Origin of the sequence: Bradyrhizobium sp. CCBAU 45384 (assembly GCF_028128665.1) — a bacterium.
Taxonomy (GTDB): domain Bacteria; phylum Pseudomonadota; class Alphaproteobacteria; order Rhizobiales; family Xanthobacteraceae; genus Bradyrhizobium; species Bradyrhizobium manausense.
On record NZ_LBIZ01000091.1, the window covers coordinates 1 to 25914 of the forward strand.

21 protein-coding genes are annotated in these 25914 nt (G+C 59.0%); 8 read left to right on the forward strand and 13 right to left on the reverse strand.

Annotation, left to right across the window (positions count from 1 at the left end):
• Positions 1-79 precede the first annotated feature (79 nt).
• The 11 genes from XH80_RS07500 to XH80_RS07550 all read right to left on the reverse strand — a co-directional run bounded on the left by XH80_RS07500 (position 80) and on the right by XH80_RS07550 (position 13154).
• Complete coding sequence (locus XH80_RS07500; RefSeq protein WP_271598031.1) at positions 80-967, reverse strand: helix-turn-helix domain-containing protein; 888 nt, start codon at positions 965-967, stop codon at positions 80-82.
• Between the two features lie 76 nt (positions 968-1043).
• Positions 1044-2246 (reverse strand): ABC transporter substrate-binding protein, encoded by a 1203-nt coding sequence (locus XH80_RS07505; RefSeq protein WP_271598032.1) that lies wholly within the window; start codon positions 2244-2246, stop codon positions 1044-1046.
• Between the two features lie 146 nt (positions 2247-2392).
• The gene (locus tag XH80_RS07510) at positions 2393-3289 is read right to left on the reverse strand and encodes an SDR family oxidoreductase (protein WP_271598033.1); all 897 of its coding nucleotides are present in this window, start codon (positions 3287-3289) and stop codon (positions 2393-2395) included.
• Between the two features lie 109 nt (positions 3290-3398).
• Entirely contained in the window at positions 3399-4220 is an 822-nt protein-coding gene (locus XH80_RS07515; protein ID WP_271598034.1) for an SDR family NAD(P)-dependent oxidoreductase, read from the reverse strand.
• A 261-nt stretch (positions 4221-4481) separates the two neighbouring features.
• A complete protein-coding gene (locus XH80_RS07520) occupies positions 4482-6470 on the reverse strand; it encodes an acetoacetate--CoA ligase (RefSeq protein ID WP_271598035.1) in 1989 nt (662 codons plus the stop codon).
• Between the two features lie 250 nt (positions 6471-6720).
• Positions 6721-7797 (reverse strand): alpha/beta hydrolase, encoded by a 1077-nt coding sequence (locus XH80_RS07525; protein WP_271598036.1) that lies wholly within the window; start codon positions 7795-7797, stop codon positions 6721-6723.
• Between the two features lie 18 nt (positions 7798-7815).
• A complete protein-coding gene (locus tag XH80_RS07530; protein WP_271598037.1) occupies positions 7816-9066 on the reverse strand; it encodes an acyl-CoA dehydrogenase family protein in 1251 nt (416 codons plus the stop codon).
• Between the two features lie 55 nt (positions 9067-9121).
• Positions 9122-10369, reverse strand: a complete 1248-nt coding sequence (locus XH80_RS07535; protein ID WP_271598038.1) for an MFS transporter — start codon at positions 10367-10369, stop codon at positions 9122-9124.
• A gap of 45 nt (positions 10370-10414) precedes the next feature.
• On the reverse strand, positions 10415-11041 hold the full coding sequence (locus XH80_RS07540; protein WP_271598039.1) for an NADPH-dependent FMN reductase: 627 nt from the start codon (positions 11039-11041) through the stop codon (positions 10415-10417).
• Between the two features lie 299 nt (positions 11042-11340).
• Positions 11341-12276, reverse strand: a complete 936-nt coding sequence (locus XH80_RS07545) for a helix-turn-helix domain-containing protein (protein WP_271598040.1) — start codon at positions 12274-12276, stop codon at positions 11341-11343.
• 17 nt (positions 12277-12293) lie between these two features.
• Positions 12294-13154 (reverse strand): helix-turn-helix domain-containing protein, encoded by an 861-nt coding sequence (locus XH80_RS07550; protein ID WP_271598041.1) that lies wholly within the window; start codon positions 13152-13154, stop codon positions 12294-12296.
• 1668 nt (positions 13155-14822) lie between these two features.
• Between XH80_RS07550 and XH80_RS07555 the strand changes: the two genes are divergently transcribed.
• The 7 genes from XH80_RS07555 (at position 14823) to XH80_RS07585 (ending at position 22526) form a co-directional block, all read left to right on the forward strand.
• Positions 14823-15977 (forward strand): ferritin-like domain-containing protein, encoded by a 1155-nt coding sequence (locus XH80_RS07555; protein ID WP_271598042.1) that lies wholly within the window; start codon positions 14823-14825, stop codon positions 15975-15977.
• Positions 15978-16019: 42 nt separating this feature from the next.
• Positions 16020-17282 (forward strand): LodA/GoxA family CTQ-dependent oxidase, encoded by a 1263-nt coding sequence (locus tag XH80_RS07560; protein ID WP_271598043.1) that lies wholly within the window; start codon positions 16020-16022, stop codon positions 17280-17282.
• Between the two features lie 5 nt (positions 17283-17287).
• Positions 17288-18649 carry a radical SAM/SPASM domain-containing protein gene (locus XH80_RS07565; RefSeq protein WP_271598044.1) on the forward strand — a complete coding sequence of 454 codons (1362 nt, stop codon included), beginning with the start codon at positions 17288-17290 and terminating at the stop codon, positions 18647-18649.
• A 22-nt stretch (positions 18650-18671) separates the two neighbouring features.
• Positions 18672-20084: a flavin-dependent monooxygenase QhpG gene (gene qhpG / locus XH80_RS07570; protein ID WP_271598045.1), complete on the forward strand. Its 1413-nt coding sequence runs from the start codon at positions 18672-18674 to the stop codon at positions 20082-20084.
• Positions 20085-20660: 576 nt separating this feature from the next.
• Complete coding sequence (locus XH80_RS07575) at positions 20661-21491, forward strand: hypothetical protein (protein WP_271598046.1); 831 nt, start codon at positions 20661-20663, stop codon at positions 21489-21491.
• A gap of 21 nt (positions 21492-21512) precedes the next feature.
• Positions 21513-21719, forward strand: a complete 207-nt coding sequence (locus tag XH80_RS07580; RefSeq protein WP_271598047.1) for a hypothetical protein — start codon at positions 21513-21515, stop codon at positions 21717-21719.
• A gap of 300 nt (positions 21720-22019) precedes the next feature.
• Positions 22020-22526, forward strand: coding sequence for a hypothetical protein (locus XH80_RS07585; protein ID WP_271598048.1), 507 nt, complete (start codon positions 22020-22022; stop codon positions 22524-22526).
• An 8-nt stretch (positions 22527-22534) separates the two neighbouring features.
• Here the strand turns inward: XH80_RS07585 and XH80_RS07590 are convergent, their stop codons facing one another.
• A complete protein-coding gene (locus XH80_RS07590; RefSeq protein WP_271598049.1) occupies positions 22535-23602 on the reverse strand; it encodes a S8 family serine peptidase in 1068 nt (355 codons plus the stop codon).
• A 239-nt stretch (positions 23603-23841) separates the two neighbouring features.
• On the opposite strand from XH80_RS07590, the gene XH80_RS07595 reads away from it, so the two are divergent.
• Positions 23842-25236, forward strand: coding sequence for a trypsin-like peptidase domain-containing protein (locus tag XH80_RS07595; RefSeq protein ID WP_271598050.1), 1395 nt, complete (start codon positions 23842-23844; stop codon positions 25234-25236).
• Here XH80_RS07595 and XH80_RS07600 read toward each other — a convergent pair.
• On the reverse strand, positions 25221-25829 hold the full coding sequence (locus XH80_RS07600) for a hypothetical protein (protein ID WP_271598051.1): 609 nt from the start codon (positions 25827-25829) through the stop codon (positions 25221-25223). The genes XH80_RS07595 and XH80_RS07600 overlap by 16 nt on opposite strands.
• Between the last annotated feature and the right edge of the window lie 85 nt (positions 25830-25914).

Below are 25914 nucleotides of genomic sequence, written 5' to 3' on the forward strand. Positions count from 1 at the left end.
ATGCCGCTTCAGCGATGTCCGCACTGCCGAAGGTGGATCAGCGCAGGATAGCAGCGTGAATCAAACTGCCAAAGTAGTGCTAGTGGCTGTGTCGGTATCGTCCGGGTGTTATGCCAGTAAAGCGGCGGAACATCCGCGTGAAATGCTCTTGATGGGAGAAGCCGCAAGCCAGCGCGATCTCGGCCAGACTCAGGGTCTCGTCGGCAAGCAGCGCCCTGGCGCGCTCTATGCGCAAATTGAGCACGTATTGATAAGGCGAGACGCCGTTGGTCGCCTTGAAAAGCCGCACGAAATACTCGGTGCTGCGGCCGCACAGCTCCGCCAGCTGGTCGAGACGGATATCGCTATCGATATTGGCATCAACGAATTCGCGAATGCGTGCCATCTGCCTGCCACTGAGCAGGTTCGGATGCTTGCCGGCTTCCGTGCTCGGCTTGTGGAAGTTGATCGCCACGAAACGGTTGGCGATCGCTTGCGCGATCGGATCGACGAACAGCGACGAGGCCGGCAGACCACCGGTGATGGTATCACCGATCGCCGAGGCAAGATGCTCCAGCACAGCGTCCTGATCGCCGAGCATCGGCGCGAGGCCGTTGATCACGCCGGACGACCCGTCAGGGCCGGCGAACAGGTCGGAGCGCAGATAGATGTGGGTGGATTCCAGCGGTTCGCGCAGGAGCACGTTGCATGCATGGCCCGCCGGCAGGAAGAAAACGCCACCGCGCGGGATGTGCCGGGCAACCGACTTGCCGTCCATCACATACGTGATGTCGACCGGGCCGCCCCGATGTAACACCATCAGATTGTCGGATAGTGCGTGGAAGTGCCCCTCAAACGGCCGTTCGCGCTGAACCGAGGCAAATGCGGACGACCAGCCGAGCCCTTCGCTCGAGCCGCGGAATTCGGCCTGGAAGCGGTTCAGGACGCCGTGCGTCTCCTGCACCCCAAAATTCGACGTCGCCTGCATCCGACAGACCAAGGGCTCGAGGCTTCGGTGTCGCGGAGTAAATCCCAACGGTCCTCAGTTTTCAATATAATCGACCCTACTTGGTCGAGAGCACCTCCCCGAAGCGCTCCCACTGCTTGCCGGTGAAGCGCATGAATTGCAGCTGCTCGACCGGCAGATGGTCACTCTCGCCGGTATTGACCTTGATGCCGGGCAGTAGCATCGGCAATTCCAGGTCCTTGATCGACAGCGCCTGCCGCAGGATGTTCTCGCGACTGAGGTCGTTGCCGGCGGTCTTGAGCACGTGCTCCAGCACCATGCCGTTGTTGTAACTGTTGACGTAGTTGGAATCGCGGATATCGCCGTCAGGCACGTATTTGGCCATGTAGTCGCGCCACCCCTTCACGCCGGGATCGTCCGCCCATGCCGGATCGAGCGGATCCTTGACATAGGCGCTCGAGATGATGCCTGTGCCGGCGTCGAGCCCGGCGGGCTCCATCACCGAGGACATCCATACCGACACATTGGTCAGGAACATGATCGGACGCCAGTTGATCTCGTAAGTCTTGCGGATCGCCTGCGCAGCGAATTTCGGCGTCGCGGCGATCAAAAGCGCATCCGCGCCGGTCGATTTGAGCTTCACGATCTGCGAATCGACCGTCGGCTCGGTCGTCTCGTAGGTCGCCGCCGTGACTGCCGTCTCGTAACGATCGCCGAGCACGTCCCTGAGCCCGGCGAGGTAGTCGCGACCGAAATCGTCGTTCTGCGCCAGCACCGCGAAAGTCGCGTCGGCCTTCTTCTGCAGCGCATAGCGCGCATACAGGCGGGCCTCGTTGCGGAACGGCGCCATCACCCCCATCAGCGTCAGGGGAAACTGCGCGGGATCACCGAACTTCGTGGCGCCGGAGGCGACGAACAGCTGGGGCACCTTCTTAGCCGCCAGATATTTGGCGATCGCCGTGTTGTGCGCGGTCCCCATCGTCGAGAAGATGAACGAGACGTCGTCGCTCTCGACCAGGCGGCGCGTCTGCTCGACGGTCTTGGGCGGCACGTAGCTGTCGTCGAGCGAGAGCAGGTTGACCTTGCGGCCGTTGATCCCGCCGCGGTCGTTGACCATCTTGAAATAGGCGACCTCGCCCTTGCCGAGGATGCCGAATGCGGACACTGGCCCGCTATATGGCATCGTCTGTCCGATGCGGATCTCGGTGGCGGTGACGCCGGGCGCGTCTTCGGCTACAGCCGGCGCCGCGAGAACGGACCAGACCACGTACAGCCCTGCAGCTGCGATAGCGCTTCGCATCGACACCTCCCTGATAGGCCGCGCTGAGAGCGGCTGTTTGTCCGGAGGATTGCTTCCCCCGATTCTTGCGACGTCTTTCGAATTACTCGGCTGCGAGCGGGCGTCCAATGGAGATGGGCACGGTCCTCGCGCGCCGGATCGAAGTTCTAACCAATGCTCGCAGCCAAGCGCTTGGCCTCCGTCGTCGCTTGCCGGCGCATCGCTTCGAACTGTTGCCGTTTCGGATCGACGTCTCGATCGGTAGGAAACGACTGAAGTATCTCTCCGAACGACTCTGCGACTTCGTCTTTGAATTCGCCGTGCGGAAGAATGTATGGCTGGTTCCCGACGATTCCTTCGACCACCCGTTCGCCTACGGCGAGAGGATCCATCCCGGCTTCCAACGGCGAACCGCCGGCCGCGAACGGGCCGCCCGCCGATTGAGCAGAAGCGGACGTGTTGAGGTGAAGCGTCGTGTCGACGAGATTGCTGCGAACCAGACCGGGACAAAGGAGCGAAACGCCGATGTTGTGCGGTCCGAGCGCCATACGCAACGACTCCGTCAGGCCGCGCACCGCAAATTTGGATGTCGAGTAGATGCCGCCGGGATTTGGAAGCGCGAGGATGCCGGCCATCGAGGAGGTGTTGACGATGTGACCACCTTCTCCATGCGCCCGAATCCGGGGAACGAACGTCGCGACGCCGTTGACGACGCCCCCGACGTTGATGTTCATGACAAAATCCCAATCCGCGAAGCTCGCGTCTTCCATAGCCACTATGCTCGATACGCCTGCATTGTTGCAGAGTATGTGGACCTTGCCGAATACCTTCTCGCTCTCCGTCGCGGCCCGCGCCATTGACTCGCGGTCGGTAACGTCCAGACGGATCAGATGGTAGTTCTTGTTGGAGCGATCGAGGGCGGAAGCCGCCGCATCGAGATGCGATTGACGGACGTCCGCGATAACGACCTTCACCCCATGTTGCAGGAACGCGCGGGCCATTCCGAACCCGATCCCACTCGCGCCTCCCGTGATGAACGCGACCTTGTCTTCGATATCTTTCATTCGATGGTGCTCCTGATTCCTTGCGCACGCCCCTCGACGTCATCGCGCCTTCTCGAGCATGAGCGTCTTTGACAGCGTCCGCGGCCGCCTTCCAGCATTCGACGCCGATTCAAGCGAGCCTCTTTCCGAGGCTCACACCGCCATCAATCGGAATTTGCGCACCGGTAATGTAGCTAGATGCGGGGGACGACAGGAAAAGAGCCAATCCCTTCAGGTCGTCAGCGTCTCCAATGCGGCCGATCGGGATCGTGGCTCCTATTGAATTCTGGACCTCGGGTTGCTTTAGCCACCCACCTCCTATGTTCGTGACGATGAACCCGGGCGCGACTGCGTTCACGCGGATTTTGTGTGGGGCCAGTTCGAGCGCAGCGTTGCGCGCCAGATGTGCTGCTCCCGCCTTCGCGGCCATGTAGGCCGCCCCTATCATGCCCTCATTCAAGTAGGCGGCGATCGATGTCGTGACCACGATGCTCCCGCCTCCTCCGCCTCGTTTCATGTGGCGCGCGGCAGCGCGAATGGTGGCGAAGATGCCATTGAGATTGACCTCAATGTTTCTGTTCCACCGCTCGTCCTCGTAGTTTTCGATAGCACCTGCCTCGGACGGGCTGCCGTCCGGGTTGGAAAAGCCAATTCCGGGATCGATGCCCGCGTTGGCAAAAACCACGTCGAGGCGTCCGTATTCTGCTGCGACTTCTGCGAAGACCTGATCGACCGCCTTGCGATCAGTCACATCAAGTTTGTGACCTCGAACGTCCAAACCTCTTGCGGAGAGCCGGTCCACCTGTTTACCCAGAGAGACCGAGTCCATATCAAGGATCGCGACCCGTGCACCGCTATCGGCCAGTGCTTCGACAAAAGCGAGACCGATGCCGCTGGCGCCGCCCGTGACAATCGCGCCATAGCCCTCGACAGAGAACCTCTCGAACATCATCAGCGCCCCCCTGATCGAACAGCCCGCGCCATCCCCGGGGATGTCTAGCTGTTCGCAAGCCAAAGCGAGGTCGCCTCGCCAGCATTGGACAATGCCATGCGCGTCTCCCCCAAGAATTCCGCGTCGTTCTTGCGCAGCGTTTGTCGAAGCAATTTAGGAGAGGCTGGATACCGCCGCCTGCACAAATCGATCCGGCTTGCAAAAAACTGACACAAACTGCATGTCGCAATGCGCCATCATCGTCGGAGTGCCATTCCCGCCCTACACCGGCTGCGGCAGGTTCAGCCGCTCCGCGAACCTGACGAAGTATTCGAAGCTCGCCGGGTTCGCCATGGAATCCGGGCTCGCCACCCTTTCGGCGGGAGTGCCAAGCAGCAGCTTGCGCACCGGAAGCTCCATCTTCTTGCCGGTCAGGGTGCGTGGGATCTCCTCGACCTGGAAGATCTCGCTCGGCACGTGGCGAGCGGAGCCGTAGGTGCGGATCTGCGTGGCAATCCTCGCCTTTAGTTCGTCCGTGAGCATGAGTCCTGGCTGCAGCACGACGAAGAGCGGCATGTAGGATTCTCGGCCGAGATACTCGAGATCGACAACCAGACTGTCGCGAATTTCTGCGATGTCCTCGACAACGCGGTAGATCTCCGCGGTTCCGATACGGATGCCAAACCGATTGATGGTGGTATCGGAGCGACCGTAGATCTGGCTGGTCCCGGCGGCTGAAAAACGGATCCAGTCGCCCTGTCGCCAGCGGCCGGGAAACTGCTCGAAGTAGCTCTCCCGGTAGCGTCGGCCGCCCTCATCGTTCCAGAAGAAAACCGGCATCGACGGCATCGGCTTGACGATGACGAGCTCGCCGACCTCGTCGATGACCGGTTCACCCGCCTCGTTGAAGGCGAATGCTGCGACGCCGAGTTCACGGCATTGGATTTCTCCGGCATGGACCGGCAGCACAGGACTGCAGCTCACGAAGCCCGAAGCTATGTCGGTACCGCCACTGATCGACGCAAGCCAAAGATCTGATTTGACCGCGTCGTAGACCCACCGATAGGCCTCGGCCGGCAGCGGCGAGCCGGTCGAGCTGATCGACCGCAGCTTCTCCAGCGCGACGAATTCCCGAGGGCGCAAGCCGTCCTTCATGCAGTTGGTGAGAAACGCGGCGCCGCAGCCGAAATGCGTGACGCCGTACGCATCCAGCAGCTTCCAGATCGCCCGATTGTCCGGCCAGGCCGGATTGCCGTCGTACAGTACGATCGAGGCACCCGTCAGCAGCGCGCCGACCTGCAGGTTCCACACGATCCATCCAGTGCTTGCCAGGAACATCAGGCGTTCGCCGGGACGCAGGTCGTGCTGGAGCGACATGGTTTTGAGATGGGTAACGACGATACCGCCGTGGCCGTGTACGATCCCCTTCGGCAAGCCCGTCGTTCCCGAGGAATAGACGATCCAGAGCGGGTGCGAGAACGGCACTCGATCGAACTGCAATTCGGCATCGCCGCTGACGGCATCGCCCCAGCTCATCGCGTTGCGCCATCGGATCGGCCGCTCCGCGGCGAGCGGGCCGGGGACATGGATGATGTGACCGACGCTCGGAAGCCCCTCGCGCAACTCCTCGACGATAGGCGCGCGATCGTGGGTCTTGCCGTTATAGGCGTAGCTGTCGGCGGCAAACAGAACTGTCGGTTCGATCTGGCCGAAACGATCGAGCACCATGGTTCGCCCCATCTCGGGAGAGCAACTGGACCAGATGGCGCCAATGCTGGCGCACGCCAGAAGCGCAACGACCGTCTCCGGACGATTCGGCAGGTAGGAGGCGACGCGGTCACCCCGCTTGATGCCGAGACGACGCAGTGTTGCCGCCAGTGCGGCCGTCTGTTGCCGCAGAGCTTCCCAGCTAACCTCCCGGGCCTCGCCCGTTTCACTGAGCACGACGAGCGCAGGCGATTCGGGCCGAGCAGCGCGGAAGATGTGCTCGGCATAGTTCAGGCGGGTATTCGGAAACCAATCGGCGCCGGGCATCGCGTCCGATTGCAGCACGGGGGTCGGGTCGCCGTCTGCCCGCACGTCGAAATAGTCCCAGATCGATCCCCAGAAGGTGTTCAGGTCGCTCGTCGACCAGCGCCAGAGGTCCTCGTAGTCCTCGAACTCGCGACCCTGGCGCTCATCAAGCCAACTCATGTAATCCCACAAGCGAGACCCGACGATCTTGTCCTCGGACGGGGTCCACAGCAGCTCCAAAGTCGCAGTTGCTTTCATCGTCAGTTCTTTCACTACTTGCGGCGCCCTCCGCTATCCAAGCATCGAGCGAGTAAGCCTATTCGAGCTTCGGCGAGGGGCGCACCGGCGTGCAAGGCTTTCGCTGGCATCGTCGAACACCAGCAAGCTACGACAATCCCGGGATTCCTTTGCCCAGATCCGTAGACGTCCGCCAACTTGGCCGGCTCATGGATGGCCGGTCAGACTTCCGGCCGCTGCTTCACAAGATGCGGCGGCGCGAAAAATCGCATTATGTTGGTCGTGACCTCACATATTCCGAGATCCACCTTTCCAGGAAGGCAGCGATGTCATCGCTGTTCTTTTCTTGCATCATCAGGTGGCCGTTGCCGCGCAGGCCATGGTCTTCGAGCCGCAGATGGACGGCTCGCACGCCTGCCTGAACGAGATAATCGACGGTGCCGTGGTCGTGCATGGACCAGGCCGACGCCTCCGATGTCACGACAGCAACGGGCATCGATGCGAGGTTGGGAAGACGCCTGGCCGGCTCTTTCTGAACGAAGCAGTCCGCCAGCCCCGGCTTCGGCGCCTTGCGGATTTCGCGCCGCAGTTCAGTTGGGCCTTTGACGGGCGGATCGACCGTCATCGGGATCGCAGTGAGTCCGTAAGAGAGGTCGCCCAGCCCCATTGGCAATTGGGCGAAAGGCGGCCCCATTGGCTCAACCGCGACAATGCCTTTCACCAGGTGCGGTCGACTATCGGCCACGAGCCAACCGAAGGGAGCTCCCATGGAATGGGTGAGCAGGATCGCCGGACCGATACGATCCAGCAATTCGGCACCGGCCCGCTGCATCAGCTGTTGGGACTGTGCCAAAAACACAAGGAACGGACCTTGGGTCGCGATGAATTGGTCCAGGGCTGGATCGCCGACGACGCCGGAGCCGGGCCACTGATTGTGCTTTTGCGCGTTGGGCCAGCTGTTCGGCTGCTTGCCGGGCGCGCTAAACAGCGTCATGGCAAATTCGTAGGTCAGCGGAGGTGTCATGGGACCCAGAGCCTCCGGATGCAGGGGTGAGCGACCATGCCCTGGGCGGTCGACGACATAGACCGCGTAACCCTGTTTCAGAAAGTAAGTGGCCCATCCAGGCCGTCCATCGGCAGTACCGAGAAAATCCGTTCCCTGCCCCCCACCTCCATGCACCATCACGATGGGATATGGATGCCGGATGTGCTCCGGGATCTGATATTGTACGAACATCTGGCCCGCAGCGATGGTGCCATTCGGTGTCTGCTGGCGCACCAAGCCGGTCCAAAAGAATCCCTGATCTGCCAGCACCAACGGAGCAGGTTTTGCTTTAGTTTGGGTCACGTCCCCCTCCGACTTTCTTCAGAGATCCAGAAAACCGGTCGGCAGCCCGAGATTGCTGCGACCAATGTACTTCGCGAAGGTCATGTATTGGGAGGACATGTGTCCTCGATACATCTGGGCGTCGCCAAAGTATCGAAGCATCCTTGAGCCCTTCCGCGCCGCGGTCGACCCGGCGGTCTGGAACAGGAGTTCGATGGCTTCACAGGCAAGACGTGCGCCGGTCTGCAGCATTCCCCAGAGCCGCAAGTTTTCTTCCACGGAGGCTTGCAAACCCGTCTTCGCCCACCGCTGGCAGTACTCCATGTGCTTGCGCAAGCCCTGGAGCAGCACGCCTTCGGCTGCATCGGTCAACGCTATGGCGCGGCCATAGTTGACCTGGAAATCAGTCTCGAAGGCGCGCTTGATGAAAGGTGGAACAAATGTGTTTTGCGAGAACAGGATATCGCGATATTCATCGATCGCCGCGCGCGCGGCACCGATGATAGGCGATGTCAGGGACGCGTGATAAGGACCCATGAGAACGCCGAGATACATCGGGTTGCCATGCAATCGCGTTCCGGGTGTACCCTCGGAGAGATCCTGCTTCACACCCAGCGCGTCGAAGAACGCGGTCATGTGCTCGGGCACGAAGACGTTGTCCAGCTTGACGCTGTTCGAGCCGGAGCCGCGCATGCCCAAGGTGCGGTCTCCACCCCAATCGCCCAGAATTGTGTATTGCCCCCGCGGCACAACGAAGTGGAGCATTCGTGGTGGGAACGACGTTTGAAGCAACGTCGCGCCCAGGAAGTGCGTGCTGTGCGGTATTCCCGACGAATATGGCCACACACCATTAATGATATAGCCTCCTTCGACCGGCAGGCACGTACCCCCCGGGGCAGCCCGGTGCGGTGACGCGAAATGTCCGGACGAACCGAAGATTTCGATCTGTGCAGCTTCCGACCAGTGCGAGGCTATGACGGGCGCATGAGATGCGGCCAACGTCAAGCACCACCCTGCGGACGGATGACCGCGCGATATCTCCACCATGACGCGAAAAAATGTTTCGTAATCGAACTCGTAGCCACCAAACATTTTGGGCTGCAAGATCCGATAGAAACCAGCATCGATGAACTTCTGCTGGATTTCGTCCGAATAATGTCCCCGCTCATCGGTCTCGTCTTGCGATTCCCGCAGCAGCATTCTCATCGAGGCGGCGCGGTCGACCAGATCCTGCGGAGTGAGGTGAGGCTCCGGTGCCGGCAGGCTCTTGCGGATGGCCTGAACGTTCATTTCGATCTCCTGATATTTCCGTTGAACGCGGTTGCAGCTAACCGGCGATAGGGATTCATGCCGGCGAACTCACAATCATCCTCTTGTGGCGCTCGAGCACCCGCGGCGCGGTTTCGTCCAGCATCAGGCAAAGCAAGCCTGCACAGATACAAAGCGTAGCGGCGATCCACATCGAGCTGGACGGACCGAACACGTCGGAAGCGATCCCGGCGAGGGCCGGGCCCGCGAAGCCGCCCGCGACCTCGCCCACCCCCATGATGAAGCCAAGCGCAGTAGCAACATGGGTCCGCGGGATCGTCTCGGACGGCACGGTGGCCATGAACAACGAGAAGCTGCCAACGGCGAGATGGCCGACGCCCATGAACAACACCAATAACGGCAACGGACCGTCGAACGTGACGATCGCCACCGGGGCGATCACGCCAACGAAGCCTGACAAGATGAGAATCGGACGGCGGCCAAATCGATCCGACAGCGCCGGTACGATGATCGAAGACGCGACCGTTGCAATGCCGGTCGCGGCCACGGCGACGCTCATCACGCTGGGCGACAGACCGCGGACCTGCACCAGGTAGATCGGAAGGAACGTTATCTGGATCAGGAGCCAAGACACCATCAGGCAGCTCACGATCGCGCAAACCCAGATGTTGCGATGTTTCAGCATCGTCGAAAGCGGGATCGTGTTGCGCGCAGACGCAGCCGATATCGGAGCGGCACCCGACGAAGGTTCACGGATAAATGCGACGATCAGCGCCGCCACCACGAAGCCAGGCACCGCCGCAATGTAGAAAGCACTTCTCCAGCCGTAGATCTGCCCAAGTGCGACGAGCACCAGGGGAGCGGCAAAATTACTCAGAAGCGCGCTGAAGAAATTCTGCAGAACGCCCATGTTGAAGCCGCGACGGTGCTCCGACGATTCCGCAGCCATGATCGATTGCGCGATCGGGAGGACAGGTCCTTCCGCAAATCCCATAACGAGGCGCGCGGCAAGCAACGTCAGAAACGAATTGGCCAGACCGGATCCTACCGAGCAGATCGAGAAGATCACTATCGCGCAGACCAGAAGCGTTTTGCGATTTTGAAAATAGTCCGAAAGAGTGCCGACGGCATAGCCGGCGATTGCCCAGGTCAGCGCCAGGCCACCCGCGAGGGCACCCAGCTGGGTGTTGTTCAGATGGAGCTCAGGCACCAGAAATGGTGCTAGAAAATTCAGCGCCAGACGGTCGAAAAATACGAAGCCAAACGCCGCTCCCATCAACACGACAACGAGATTTTCATAACTAAAGATGCGATTCTTGCTCATGACCCCTCCCTAGTGTTTCCCGTTCTGCTTGTTTACGGCCGCGTTCTATGCGCATTGCGCCGACGCGGCTTCTGATGTTTGAGGCGCGAGCCCATTGCGCCGGCTCTCATATAGCCGCCGCATTCTCGCGAACTCGACGACCTGCTCGGCCACGAATGCGAGCTGTTGCGCTATGATTGGATCACTGCACGCACCATCTGCGGAAAATGGCCTCTGCGCGGCGTTAATCACCGCTGAGAATGGAGTCGGCCAACCGCGCAGCGCGTGAACAATCGTCCGCAGAGTCCCCAGCGTCGCTCCCATGGCTTGGGCTCCGCCCGCGCATACGATTGCGCCGACGGCGCGTCCGGCAAGATAGCTGCGCGCATCGGCACGGAGATCCTCAGTGTAGTCTATTGCGTTCTTCACCAGGCCGGAGATCGAGCCATGATAGCTTGGGGTGGCTATGATGACGCCGTCTGCGGTGCGCAGCGCTTCGACCAGCGACATCGCACGCTCCGTACGTTCAATGGCGTCGTAGTGAGGGAGATTCAACGATTGCCCGGCGAAGATCTGCGTTTTCGCACCGAGCCGTGCGGCTTCCGTCAAAGCCAGGCGGAGCGCCCTCTCCGAGGTTGATCCGTCGCGCAACGTGCCGCCGATCCCGACGACGAGCGGAGACCAGTCCTTCATCGCAGCGGCCCACTTTCCTGCGCAACATGACCACCCGAGGTGCAAGGCGCCTCAAGCGAATGCTGGCCAATTTGGATATGCGAGCACCCTCGCCCGGCATCGAACAATGCCATGCGCGTCTCTCCCCATCATCGGCGCCGTGATTGCGTCTGGCGCCTCTTCGTGAGGTGAAAGTAGGACATGCCGGGTGGCCAAGCCTGCACAAACCGGACCGGTTTGCAGGAAACTGACACAAACTGCCCGCTTCGTTTACGGGAAACGAGCCAGCGTTCAGATCGGAAAGGCAGATCGTGGAGTTCTTAATTCATTGCCCGTCGATAAGCGCCCGGCGACAAGCCCGTCATCCGACGGAACGTGTTCGTGAAATGTTGCTGGTGCGCAAACCCGCATTGCCGCGCGACATCCGCAAGGCCAATGTTTGTGTCCGTCAGGAGTCGTTTCGCATGATGAATTCGCACCCCCACAACGTAGCGGTGAGGAGACACGCCCAGCGAAGACTTGAACACCCGTATGAAATACTCGGGACTTACGCCGCAGATCGCAGCCAAATCGTCCAGCTTGATGCAATCCGCGATATTAGCTTCGACAAAATCACGAATCGAGCGGACGCTACGTGTACTCAGCTGGCGTTCCACAGCACCCGGCGCTTTCCGCTCCCGTGCATTGAGCACGACAAGGCGATTGGCTAATGCATGCGCAATCGAATCGGCCAGGAGGGAGCACGAGTTATCACCCTCGCGCACCATTTCCTCCACCACTGCCAGGAGATTGCTGGTGAGGGGCTCCGGCTCACCCAACACAGGCAAGAGGCCAAAATCGGAGTTCTGCACTTTACCTTCAGAGCCGGAAAACAGTTCAGGACGCAGGTACACATGGATCGAGTTCAACGGCGTATTTAGCGTCACCTCACAGTCGCGGCGCGGCGGTAGGAAAAAGATCCCCTTCTCCTGCAAGTGCCTGGATACGACACGTCCATCGATCCGATAGGTAACATCGACTGGCCCACTAGCCGCAGTCACCAGCAGGGCGTTGGCATTGGCTTCGAAGCGGCCCCTGAACGGCTCTTCCCGCTGAACCGATGCGAACATAGTCGACCAGCCCAGCCCCGCACTGGATGCCTCGCCTTTCACGGCGAACTGTTGCAGCACGGAATGGACCTCGCCTCCGTCAAAAGGCCGCACGGTATGCTCGTTTTGCGCTGCGGCTGGCGATGGTAGATCGGAGCGTTTCTGCATTGGCCCTGGCTGCTTGTTCAGTTGACGCTGCGACGGTATCGACCGGGCGTTTGACCCGTCAGCCTGCGGAAGGCACGCGTCAAGTGTTCCTGATGGGAGAAGCCACAGCGCAGTGCTATCTCAGCGAGGCCTTCCTGGTCTTGCTCGATCAATCGCTTGGCCCGTTCGACACGTGCCGCGATCACATATTGGTATGGTGACTTGCCGGTCGTTGCCGCAAAAGCCCGAACGAACGACTTCGTGCCGATGCCGCACGCGCTTGCCATCGCAGCAAGAGTGATCTCACCCTCGAGATTTGCCTCGATGAAATCCTTGACGCGCCGGAGTTCGTTGTCCGGCAGCCCAGCGGTCTGAACCCGCCACGGTTCGCTACTCCTGCTGATCGCGGAGACCCTATTCGCAAGTGCCCGCGCGATCGGATCGATGAAGAGATCTGAATTCGAGACGTTCTCGCAAACCGCCTGCTCAACCGCCTGCGCCAGATGCTGTATAACCACATCCCGTTCGACCAGCAGCGGCGTAACATTGTGGACAGGAATTAAGTTTGCGCGGAGATAAATATGGAGAGTATCCAGCGCTCCATGCAATCCCACCTCGCACGCTTGACCTGCCGGCAAGAAAAAGATGCTTCCTTTCGGAATGCAACGTGAAGTGACGTGCCCGCCGGATGCAAAGGTCGTCTGCACGGGGCCGCTGCGGTGCAACACAATAAGGTCGTCAGCAATCGCGTCGAACCGCCCCTCGAAGGGATTCTCCCGTTGGATCGACGCGTAAATCGAAGACCATCCATGCCCCTCACTCGTTGCACGGATGTCCGCACCAAACCGCTGCAGAACACCGTGGGTATCGGAGCCTCTAAACTCGCGCTTGGCTTCCATCTCGTGCTCCGCGTGTAGTCAACTGACGGGGCCCGCTGCAGCGCAATATGCGCCTCGTGGTGATGAACGATAGTTCCTTATAACCACGATGCTGTAAGCACGCCAGCGCCTTCCTTCGTCTGACCGAGCCTCCGCAAGGGAGAGGTAAGGGGCTGGAGCTAATCAGTTCTGTCGCCAAGATATTCGACAGGTCGCCGATAAGGATGATGCGCTGACTTAGCGCATGGGATCTTTGGTAACGCCGATATCGAAGGTCACGACGAGATTGTTCCATGGATCAAAGCGAAAGATCTTTCCATAGACTGGCTAGATCAGTTTCATTCGGGCCAAAACAGGATCGAGCACGAGTAAATCAGACGGGCTGGCGCAGAAACACCGAGCTTTGGCGCACACGGCGAATGCACTGTCGCAAGTTCGTGATAGACGCGCACGGACATAGGGGTTCGGCATAAATCTCCTGGTGACACAAATACGTATCGACGAATGGAAAGAACACTGCGTTGACATCAGCGAATGCGCCATCGCAGTTTTCGAGACGACGGAAGTGAAGATTACGCCAAAGGGATTTTCTGACGCGTCATTCCTTGCACTGACGCTGCTAGCTAGGACCGCATCGAACCTGAGGGCCGCTCTGATCTTGCTCGATGCCAAACAGATTGTAGAGGCTCGCACTATTGCGCGCTGCTGTCTGGAAAACCTTTATTGGATTGTTGGCCTAGCTGAAGACGGCGATGAACGAACTCAGTCACAAGCGAGCCATAGGACAGGCAATCTTTGCAGGTGACTACACGCTCGACCAGCAGATCGAGCAGCCGTTGCGCAACCAAATGCGAGATCTAAACCGCCGCGGCTCTATAATGAGAACGCTGAATCCCCAAGGCTGTGGCTGGTATTCGCGATGACTTCAAGCAAACCTACATCTTCTGCTCCCAGCTTTCCTCGGACTCTGCCCACCCGTCCGTTTCGGCGCTCAATCGCTATGTCGTGAGCAACCACCCCGAGGGGCCAGGCTTCGATACCAACCCTTTGGTTCGGCCTGCAGAGATCGAGGAAACCTTCGAATATCTTTCGATGGCCGCTCTGGGTGTCTGTATAGGGCCAATCAAATAGTCGTCGGCACTTCGGCCAGTGAGCGTGCCAAGCGGCGTGTGGAGCCCATCTTTCGAGAATGGCAGTGGATGGCACCGAGCCAACAGCGGAAGGCCCACGGAAGGAGCCGCCTAGTCGCTTGGTAAAAGGAGATTGGGAACAATTGGTAGCGGGGGTCCGATACATCGCGAAACCCACTACTGTGGAAGCGCTATTTTCTTACCGGCGGGCAGCTTAGCTTGCTCAAAACGACTTTATCGGCAAGCCGCCAGTGCTGTTGACGTGCTGTTGGCTGGCCAGCGGGCAGCTCTCGCCGTTCTGATTGTGAATCGGCGCTGAAGCATAAGCAAACGCTTGGGGCTCGCGGTTGCACAATTCGCTTGCGAAAACCTTTAGGTTGAGACATCATATCGGCAGAAACTATGCCTATTTCAAAATGCAGGGTGCACCTGTTCCTGCGGTGCAACAATACAAAATTCTGCCTTCCGTTCCGTGCCCCTCGGCAAAGCGCGGATTAGTGCGGTCTGGCAGGGCCTGCCACGCGATGTTTGACTACCCCTAGCGACGTGAGGGTCCGCTATGGACACCACTAGATACGCCCCGCTGATTGTAAATTCCAAGCTCGCGCGAGACCTTCACGGCATCCAGACGGCGTCAATTCGGGATGAAGCTGCCCGTCAAAAACTTGGAGCGTTGTTGCAGAGTGCCTTGCAACTCGAATTTGCAACGATACCGACATATCTCTCGGCGGCGTTTAGTCTGACCGGAAACAGCGAGATCTATGAACTGATCCTGCGGACCGCGATCGAAGAGATGCTTCACTTCACTGCGGTGGCCAACCTCATGAACGCCATCGGTATAGCTCCCGATATCGTGGCTGCGGTGCCCCAATATCCCTGCAAGCTCGACGTCATCGATCCTCCGCTAACGCTCGACCTTCGTTCGTTTTCATTCGATCTCATCGAAAAGCTCTTTATGGCCGTTGAAGCGCCGGAGCGACACGTCGAATTCCCGACTGTGGCGATGGTAGAGGCACCGCCTCGCACGATCGGCCAGTTTTATGCGGGAATCATCGACATCATCAAACAAGACAAAATCCCCGGCCTCTTCGAAAACGCCGCGCGCGACGCCTACAAACAACGCGAGGCCAAGCCCAATTTTCATGAGATTGCTTACGTCAATGATCAGGACAGCAGCAAGTATCCACTCAAACAGGAAATAAATTTCAAGATCACCGACAAGGACACCGCCGCCGCGCATTTGCGCTGGGTGGTGAGCGAGGGCGAAGGCGAGGCGCCCTACAATCCACTCGATGCGGAAGGCCTGCCCGGTCATCATTATCGCTTTCAGTCCATTCTCAAGTCGCGATATCTCGTTCCAAACAAGAATGTTGAGTTGAAGTATTCCTTTTCCGGAGGGAGCCTTCCTTTCGATCAATCGGGCGTGCATGAATTCGACCGCAACGCGAAGGCCGGCGACTATCAAGCGTTTCCCGCAGTCGCGGCCCAGATGAAGGCTTTCAATGAGAAGTACAGCAAAATGATCAATCTGCTTCACAGCGCCTTCAACTGCCCAAGCCCAGCGCAGCAGGACGGGGCTGTGGCTGCTTACCAAGACGCGCTGCGCATCATGCGGAGCATAGGCAATGCGGCCAGTCTCATCGTTCAAGAGGCTGACAACAACCACATAAAGGCCGGCGTGCCTTTCGAATATGCCGGACCAGACATCGCTTGATCGCAATCATCGACATGCACCAGCAACCGGAGGGCTCGACCCATGGCGTTCCCGAACGATCTCACAAACGTGGCGGTCTTCAAGATCCATCCGGCAATTGGATGCGCACGCCTTGCCAACAACGACGATTACTATGAATTTTTCGAATACGAAGAGAAGCGCAAGGCAGAACAAGGGGAAAGCCTGAAATTCATGTCCGTGCGCAACGGCAAGCACCGGATGATGCGGCAGGCCGTGCGGTTCAGAATATTCGCCTACGGCGCCAACGGCAGCGAGATCGGAGAACTGACCGCGGCGATCATGGGCCAACTCGGAATCACGCCGACCTGGACCGCCAGCGTGGCGAACCGAAAGCTTAATGTGTGGTCACAAGGAAACACACCGGTGGTCGAAGCGCAGGCCTCGGCCACGGGAGGTGAAACAAAGCGATTGGAAGGCAACAATCCCTGGCATGCGGACAAGAAAGTCTGGCTCGGCGAAATCGCCGGCAATGGCCTTTTCGTGCCTCCGAAGGGAGGCGTTTATCGGAAGACTGAAAACACCCCGATTCCGGGCTACGAGGACCACGACAAGGACAACGGCATTTTGGATACGACCTGCGATGGCTCAATAAGTGTCAGCCTGGCGGGCGCCGGAAACCTGGCTGTCGTTCCTGCCAGCGTCATCGTCGCTCCACAGGACCACTCGCCCGACGTGGGACCTGGACAGCTCAATCCGCAGGATAGCGACGCAGATCACAACAAGGATTTTATCAAACGGACACGGAAATTACTGAATATTCCTGCGAATGCGATTTTGACCGGAGCAGGGTACGCAATGGATGTTGCAATGATGAATACCCTGAACGCCGATTATAATCCCGGGATGGAAATATGCCTGAGAAAAAACGGTACTGCGCTGCCCAATCCCGCCAGCGCGTTCTATCCACGAGGGCAACAGAACATCGACGCCAGCGAAATCCGGCCCAGCTACGAGGCTGGCCGTGCAAAACCGGGCCAGTTGACAGGCGGGCTGTGCTCAGCCTGGCAAACGGATCTGAGCGCATGCCTAGATTATTGGACCTCGACCTATCCGGATTCGGTCACCTTCAGCCAGGATCCCAAACAACGGTCACTCGCGCGAAAGAAGTTCGCGTCGAACGGGCCAGTGGTGTACGAACCGGAATGGCTGAATGCCTACATCGACATGATGGAGGTCGGACGCGACCTCGAAGGTAGTCCCCGATCCCTGGATGGGACCGAGCGAGACGGCAACGATGATGTTGGCGATGCTCCCACCGCTCCGTTTCCGCTGGAGCCATCGTAGCGACAATGCTCGACACCGGCGAGGAGCACGATCGGCACAGGCATACGCGGCCGCGCTCGGCAGCGTTCCATCGCTTCGACAGCGCGGCCGGGCATTTTGCCCTGGATGTCGAGAGTGGGAGGATTCACCACCTAGCCGCCATGCGCGCCAACACTCTGGACGCGATATTACGGTTGGGCGATGTGGGCCGCGCCGAGATGACAGCTCTGGCATTTGGAATCGCGACACCGTGCGCAGAGGCAGCCGCGCCGCCGCGTAGCGTTCCTGTCAAAGCGATATCGCTTGCCGTCGCGCAGTCATGCAATCTCGGCTGCACCTATTGCTATGCGCAGCAGGGAACGTTCGGCGAGAAGGAAGACAACATGGCTCCGGCTGTGGCAAAAGCCGCGATCGACCAACTCATTGAAGCCGCTCAGCCTGGCGAAGCTCTCACCTTGGCGTTCATGGGCGGAGAGCCACTCGTCAATCGCAAGACGCTGCATGCCTCGACTCGATATGCCGCGGGCAAGGCGACCGCACGCGGTATCCGAATCGGCTTCTCCATGACGACCAACGCCACCTTGCTGCGCGACGAGGACTTCGCGCTTTTCCAGGAATACGACTTTACGCTGACAATCAGCCTTGACGGCCTGCATGCAACGCATGACCGGCTGAGACCATATCGGTCGGGCAGCGGCAGCTTCGAAAAGGTGGCGAAGAATGTGCGTGCTCTCCTGGCGGCCGACGATCGGCGTTACCGAGTCCTCGCGCGCGTTACAGTGACGCCGAAAAACCTCGACCTTCCAGAGATCATGACGGGCGTGTTAGGCATGGGTTTCGACGCCGTCATGTTTTCACCCATGCTCAGCGCACCGTCCGGCAAGGACGAGATGCTCGCGCCCGATCTGGACCGGTTGCTCGATCAGCTGATCAGGTGCGGAGAGAGCTTTCGCGAGGCGTTGCGGCAGGGCCGTATCCTGCCGCTCTCGAATGTCATCAAGACTCTGCAGCGTATTCATCACTACCAGCGGGAGAACTACCCTTGCGGTGCCGGGGGCGGTTACATGGGCGTGGCGGCGGACGGTGGATTGTATGCCTGTCACCGTTTCGTCAACGATGACGAAGGACTCATGGGTGACGTCTTCGGCGGCGTCGACCCGGACAGGCAATCGAGCTGGCTTGATCGTCGTCATCTTGAGAAACAGGCTCCCTGCGGCGGTTGCTGGGCGCGCTACCTCTGCTCCGGAGGTTGCCACTACGAAGCGATCAAGCGCGGCCGCCCGGCCTGCGACTACATCCGTGGGTGGACGGCGTATTGCCTTGGCCTCTACACCGAACTGATGCACACACAGCCTGACGCTTTGCAAAAGATTCTCATTAGCCATTGATTTCCTCGCTGCGGACAAGGACATGGAATTTGCCACCGAGCATGATGTCGTCGTCCTCGGTGCAGGACCGGGAGGAAGCTCGGCCGCGATCCGATTGTCCCAACTGGGGCTGAACGTCGGCGTCGTCGAACGGCGCCGGTTTCCGCGCAGCCACGTCGGCATTTGCGTGTCGGATCACACGATCCCGTTGATCGAATACCTCGGCCTTGGCCATGAATTCGGCCGCGCACAATTCTGGCGGCGCCATCTCACGGCCGTCAGGTGGGGAGACTCGGAGACAAGGCTCGTCCCGCAGGCAGGATATCATGTGGATCGGGGGGTCTTCGACCAACTCATGTTGCGCGGATCGCGCTCGGCGGGAGCGAAAATCTGCCAGCCAGCCGAGGTGATCGAGGTCAAACGCCTGGAGGGGCCGGGCTGGGCGATAACGATCGCTGCCGAAGAACGGCGCCAACTATTGAAGACGCGGTTTATCATCGATGCCGCCGGGAGGCGTCCGGCGATTGGAGGAGCGCGCATCAAGGATGGGCCCCCGCTGATATCGGTCCATGCGAATTGGGCGCTCAAGCAAGCGGCCGAGTTCGACGGTCTGATCGAGGCCGGGGAGGACGCTTGGCTATGGTATGCCCAGACTGCGCGCGACCGCGCCGTCGTCTCGGTCTTCTGTGACCCGCGCCGCCTCAGAGTGGGCGAGAAGGGCGGCATGCAGGCGAAATACTCGGGGCTGCTTTGCCAATTCCGGACGCTCGACCTGGGGCGAATGGGGCGGCAATGTTCCGATCCGGAGGTATGCGATGCCAGCAGTCATCACGCTGAGCATCCCATGGGAGACGATTACATTCGACTTGGGGATTCCTGTTTCAGCGTGGATCCGCTGTCCTCGCAGGGCGTGCACTTAGCACTGCAATCCGGCCTGCAAGGCGCAATTGTCGTCAACACCATGCTGAGAAAGCCGGAAAACAGAAAAGCCGCACAGCAGTTCTTTCGAATGCGCGTCGCTGAACGGATCGATCGCTATGCTGGCAGGACCAGTCAAGAGTATTGGCGTATGTCGACCGCATGCTCGAACGCATTTTGGCGCGAGCGCGGAAGCGACACCTCTGAGTCCGCAAGCGACGTGCCGCATCCCCGCGCGGAATCGTCGCTGACTCACCCAACGGATCAAGTCGCCTTATCGCCAAGGCTCACGTTCGAACTGACGCCAGCGATCAATGGAGCCTTCGTGGACGTTCGTTGCGCTCTCAGACATCCCAACATCGACGGTGCCATTGCATATGTTGACGGCGTGGATTTGGTTCAACTGGTTCGTGCTCTTCCAAACAAATTCGCCTATCGCGACGCTCCGAAGATATGGGAAGGTCATGTCCCGTTGGCTGCCGGCACCAACATAGCCTCATGGCTATGGACCAGAGGCATCTTGGTGCCGGCGACGTGAGAATTGGCGTATGCTGCCCGTGGCTTGCCGAGCCGAAGCTCGCGTGCCCGGAGGGCCGCTTCGCCTTCGCCATTCTCGATGACAGTGCCATCAAGCAACCAGCAAAAGGCAAATTGCAGTCTGCGGCGTGCCTCATTCTGAGCCATGATCGGCATGTTTGAGACTGCCGCTTGCATCTCTTGCGATCTAAACTTTTTGTCTTCAGGCGTCGGGTCGACGACACGCCCAATTCATTGGGCTCTTGTACATCATGCTCATAACCTGTTTCCACAGCGGCACATGCCTTGGAAGCTCGCGCACCAGCAAAAGTCAAACCCGAAACAAACCGGCTGCTGTTGCTCAATCTCTTCCTCAGCACCTGCCTGCGTCAGCTAAACCAAAAACGTCGACGGACCGCTCATGCGTCAACCGCGCGGGCAACCGAACAGGTTGTTTTGCCTGTTGCAATCAAACAACAGTAGAGAAGGAAGCGCAGCTAGCTTAGGTTGAGGAGCTGGCGTCGTGTAACTTATCGGCATTTGATCAACGTGTTTCTGAGTGCCTGCTGTGTTATTGTGTTGATTTTTCGGAGTTGCCATGCGTACCTCCCGGATTGTTGTGCCCATTTTGGGCGGTGTTTTCCTTAGTGCCTGTGGCACGTATGTCCCGGATACGCAGGACTTTCCGGGCAATCAGAACGATCAGCAGCTGCTGGTGAGCGCGGTCGTTCAAAGCATCCACTGCGAAGTTGGGAATGCAATTTCGGATTTATACGAAAAAGCGAAGCAGTACCCGGACATGCTTCCGATGACTAAGGCCCTAGAGACCTGGGGGATGCAGTTAACGCTATCTCTTAAGACAGAAGAAAAGGGGGCACTCAGTCCAGCGGTGGTGTGGACACCCCCGTCACCCGCAACAGCGTTGTTTTCGTTGAGTGGCGGATTGACGGCTAGCGCTGACGCGATAAGGACCGACAAAATTTACTTCTACTACTTGATAAAAGATCTCAAGCAATATCGCTGTCCGACAGGGGTTCAACCAAGAGGGCCTGTGTCGTCACCGCTCATACAGAACAGCTTAAAATTCCACGACTATCTTTTTGACGTGCTGCTACCTGTCGGCAATGGTGAAATTAACCTGCCTACAAATCCTGCCGAGGCTCTCAGTACGAATGTGCTCTATTACGAGGTGAGCTTTGAGATCATCAATTCTGGAAATCTAACGCCAGCATGGACATTCACTCGAGTAGTAGTAAATCCTGCAGGGACAACGTTTGCATCCGCCTTAAGGGATAGAACGCACGACCTTCAAATAACTATGGGGCCGGGCAACACCATAGGTTTGACCGGCCCGGCACAGACCGCGCAATTGTCAGGGGACATTGGATTGTCAGTTGCAAATAGCGTCAGGACGCTAACGGGGCGCTAGGCGGTTGAGAGGGAAACGTAGATGGCGAAAGCAAAGAAGGCGAAAAAGGCAGCGAAAGCAAAAAAGACAGTAAAAAAAGCTGCTGCGTCATTTGAATTGGCAGCCAATCATCCGGAAAAGCGATACCCGGGAAGTGACGGCATTCACGACATACTGTGCCGATGGACACCTGGCCAGGGAACGGTGTGCAAGCAAGTGCCTAAAGGTGGAAGCTGGAATGATGCTTAGACGTAACTCATCACCTTCAGCGCGACCTTCCAACTACCGGCGTACCGAGGCTATTTTCGTTGAGCAAACGGTCAACACCGTCTTGGTGACGAATGGGAGCTTTGCGGCTCCTTGCTCGACCGGAAAGACGGTCTGGATACCCGTCTGACGTGCCACCAACTTTCATCCAGCAGCGATTTAGCGCCTCACGGCATTGGTAGTTTGAGCAATCGGCTGGCCGAAGCGCCAGGCTACGAAGATGCGCGAGTGACATGGCGAGACCGCGACAATACACAACTAGCTTAATGATAGGCTATTGCGATGAGAAATCTGCTTTTCTTGCTGATCGCGTTCGCTGGAGCGACTTCACCTGTCTTCGCAGGGATGCCTAACCCACATGTCGAGAACTGGGCTGATCGTCGGCACATGATAGTCGGCTCTGACCTAGAGCCTCAGCATTACGCGACGGCAGACATTTCGACACCGGACAGCAATGGCGTGGTCAACGTATTGATCACATGCGAAAACGGCACGCCGGGCTCCAGTTGGAACGGATATTTCAGCGTTCTTTTCCGCAAAGGAGAAAATGTGCTGGCCTCCGCCGTCGAGCGCTGCCAAATCACCAGGAGCCCCTTCGAACCACATAAAAAGTACCGCAAGATGGTCCCGGTAGACCTTTCCAAAGTCATTTGCCGCGTCGATAACGTTCGAACGAGCATCACTGCGAGTCCTCTTGCAATCAAACCATCCCCCAAAGACGCGCCTTTGTGCGAAGCGAGCGCAAGTCTCGGTCAGAGGATGACTTTGATGCAGAACCACGAGAAATAAACTGTGCTTCAGGGCGGTGGTAGCACGCCCGGCGCGCGAGGCATTCCACTACCGACGTCGGACCACTGACACGTCGCGAATTCCTTGAAGTGGTCTTCGGCGCTCCTGACCATCATCATTTGGACGCGCTCCGCCGTCGCCTTCGGCCCACCAGAACGCGCGAATTGCCAATATAAAGCCGCAAGGCCGGCAATATGTGGACAGGCCATACTGGTTCCGCTCAAGACAGCCAATTCCTCGTTGATGCCCGCGGAGATCACGTCAACGCCAGGGCCTACCAAGGTGGGCTCCGTATTCGAGAACCGTGCGACCGCGAGAGCCGCGTTGACAGCGCCGACGGCGACCACGCTATCGGCCGCCGATGGACTGGCTTTTCCCACCACGAAGGTGGGACGGCCGCTTTCGTTCCCTGTGGCCGCGACGATGAGCGGATCGGCCCCCTCCTTCTCCTTCCTTCTCGCCCTCAACTCATTCATCCAGGCGTCAAATATCCGTATGTTGTCGCGAAACGCATTCAGCGCCATCGAGGTAGCCGCGTCCGGATGCGTGCTCGCGGCGTCCAAGGACGCCCGATATCCGACGAAATCGAAGCCAAGCGACATCGAAATGACGTCGGCCCGTATCGTATAAGCGGCCCAGTTTAGAGCGTCGAGCAAGGCAGCGGCACCGCGCGTTCCGCCGATCGCCTTGGCGACGAACAACCGTTCGATGTTCGGCGCGACGCCGATCCGAACCCCATCTACGATACCGCCGCAGATCGTTCCCGCACAATGCGTTCCGTGGCCGTCGTCATCGAAGGCGACCCCTTCGCCGAAGTTGCCCCCCGGCTTCGAGGTGAAATCGGCTTCATCTATGGCGCCCTTCAATTGGGCAAACGCCGGATGATCTCGCTTTATTCCCGTGTCGATGATCGCGACCTTCACGCCTTTGCCATTGTAGCGTTTCGGGTCCACGCCCAAAGAAATCAGGCCCCACGCGGCGCCAGCGGCCTTGGAACCGCGTAGTATCGCGTCTGCCATCTTGGCTTCGACCTCGATCGGCTTGATCAGGGACACGGGCATCGGCCCAGCAGCCATTCCGATCTCTTTCGGGTTCGGAAGCGCGTCTCGGGTTGGCGCGTGCTCGAGAGCTACCCGACTCGAGACTTCGGGCGGTGCCGCAGTGGATGCAGTCTTCGCGTAGGGCGCCGCACCTCTTCGATCGCTGAGGGCAGGCTGAACGCGTCTAACAACCAGCCATTCCTTCATCGTCGTTATTGTCCTATATATCAACCAGGGGTCGTGGGCGCATATTACCCGAAATCATGTTTTAGAAAATGGACACGATTAAAATCGACAGAGCAATGGGAATCATCGAGGTCAAGCGCCGCGATCCTATCGATCCGAAGTCGTTTGAGCATTGCGGCATGGGAATCCTGATATCGCCCCGCGTGGCTATCACCTGTGCGCACGTGGTCAACGCGGCGGTCCCTCGGATGGTCGAAGTGGCGGAGGCTCCAGACGAGCATACGCGCATCACCGTTCTTTTTCCGATGGTGGAAGGGCAGCAGACACGTCAGTGCCGCGTCACGAAATGGCGGAAAATGGGAAAGAGCCCCCTCGACGACATCGCCATCTTGGAGTTGGACCAGCCGGCCCCTACCGCGGCTGGCGTCAACGTGCTCGCCGAGATCGTGCAGCAGCGCGACGAAACTGGGGATCTAAGCCTGTTCGGCGTCCGTGGCGATCGGGAGCTCGGCGAGCATGTGTCGGCGAGGTTGCTCGGACAATCCAGTCCGGCCTGGCGACAGATCGTGTCCGACCACGAAGAGGGCATAGAGCCCGGATTCAGCGGTGCCGGCGTATGGGACGAGACACACCAAGCCACGATCGGCATGGCGGTACGCGGCTACGATAGCAAGGTGGCTTTCTTTCTGCCAGCCAAGGCGCTTATCCGTTTCGCTGAAGATATACCGTACGAGCGGCGAGACTTGTCAGCGGTCTTTTCCCGCAACTTCACAGTTCTAGGTACGGCGTTCTTCTTCGCAGCTCTCTTTCATCTCCTCGCGGACCGCATCAGAGAGTTTCCAAAATTTTTATCCCTCGGACTGGGCAACGAGATCTTGGCCGCCTTCTGGGGATTACATCTCATCGTGGTGTTCATGCCCTTCCTACTACGGATGCTTCTTTCGTTCGCGAAGGCATACCGCGAACATCCTTGGTGGATGCGGATTCCGCAGTTCGGCTACCTAGGTGATCCTGCCCGACCGGCCGCCAGCCGCTTCGCGGCGATCGCCACGCTGGTCCTCCTCGTCGCAGGCCCGCTCTATCTAAGCGGCCATTTCATGCGTCGACTGCACAGCAACGAGATGAAGGTATATATCGACGCCAAAGCGTTCGGATACGATCCCTCGAAGCTCGTAGCCGCGGGCCAGAGTTGCGGACCCGGGCTTTCGGCGGGGTACTGTACACACCCGTGCGCGACTCTTTATTCATTGGTTCCGCCGGCGGAGCCAGGAAAGAGCGGTTACGTCAACAACTACTATCAAATCGGCGGTCTCGATCGGCACGTTCCGGAATCGGTAACTTTCTATCCTATCGTTCAACCGATCGCCCTGTGGGTGCTGACGGCGGCCTGCTTTATCCTTTCGGCTCTGCTCGTTTGGCGCGTCGCGAAGCCGGCGCGCAGACTGCTCGACGCGCCGGCGCCAAACGACTATTTGCTGCAGTAGACCTTGATCTGCTTGGCGGCCGCATCGCGAAGCTTGTCCTTTAGATTGGCGATCTGAATTCCGGTCTGATTCTCGAACTTTCCCGCCGAAACATCCGCATCGAGAGCCTCGCAAGTGTCGCGATTCGCCGACACGCTCGCAGTCAAGTCATCCTCAAGGTCGGCCGAGATCAAGGCCTGGTCGGATGTGGCGCACCGGACGTGTACCGTGATGGTGGCGGCGACGACCGGACCCGTCTCGCACAGAGAGAACGAGCGCAATTCGAGCGCCTTTGTCTTGTCAATGCCGAACGGGCCTTTTTTCAAGCCCGCACATGCGTCGTCGCGATGATCCGCGACTGCCTTTTCCGCGGCCTTTTTGGCGATCCGCGTGAGAGCAGTATTGCAGTTCTCCTCCGTCTGCGCCGTCGCCGGCGACCCCAAAAGGGTGGCGACGATGATCGTTAGGATCCTTGGCCACCCCGTGCTTCGAGGACCAGCCTCGAAGGCAATCGCGACGGCCCGGGAAAATACACAATAAGTCATTGGTCGCCAACAGCTGATCGGTCTTGAAATCGTCCACCACGAACGCTTTGCCAGCTGCTCTGCAAACAAGATTGTTCTGCTTGCAGTAAACCGGCCCCTCGATCTTGGATACGCTCCACGCGGTCGCTCTCATGATCTCCGCGGCGCCGGTGTA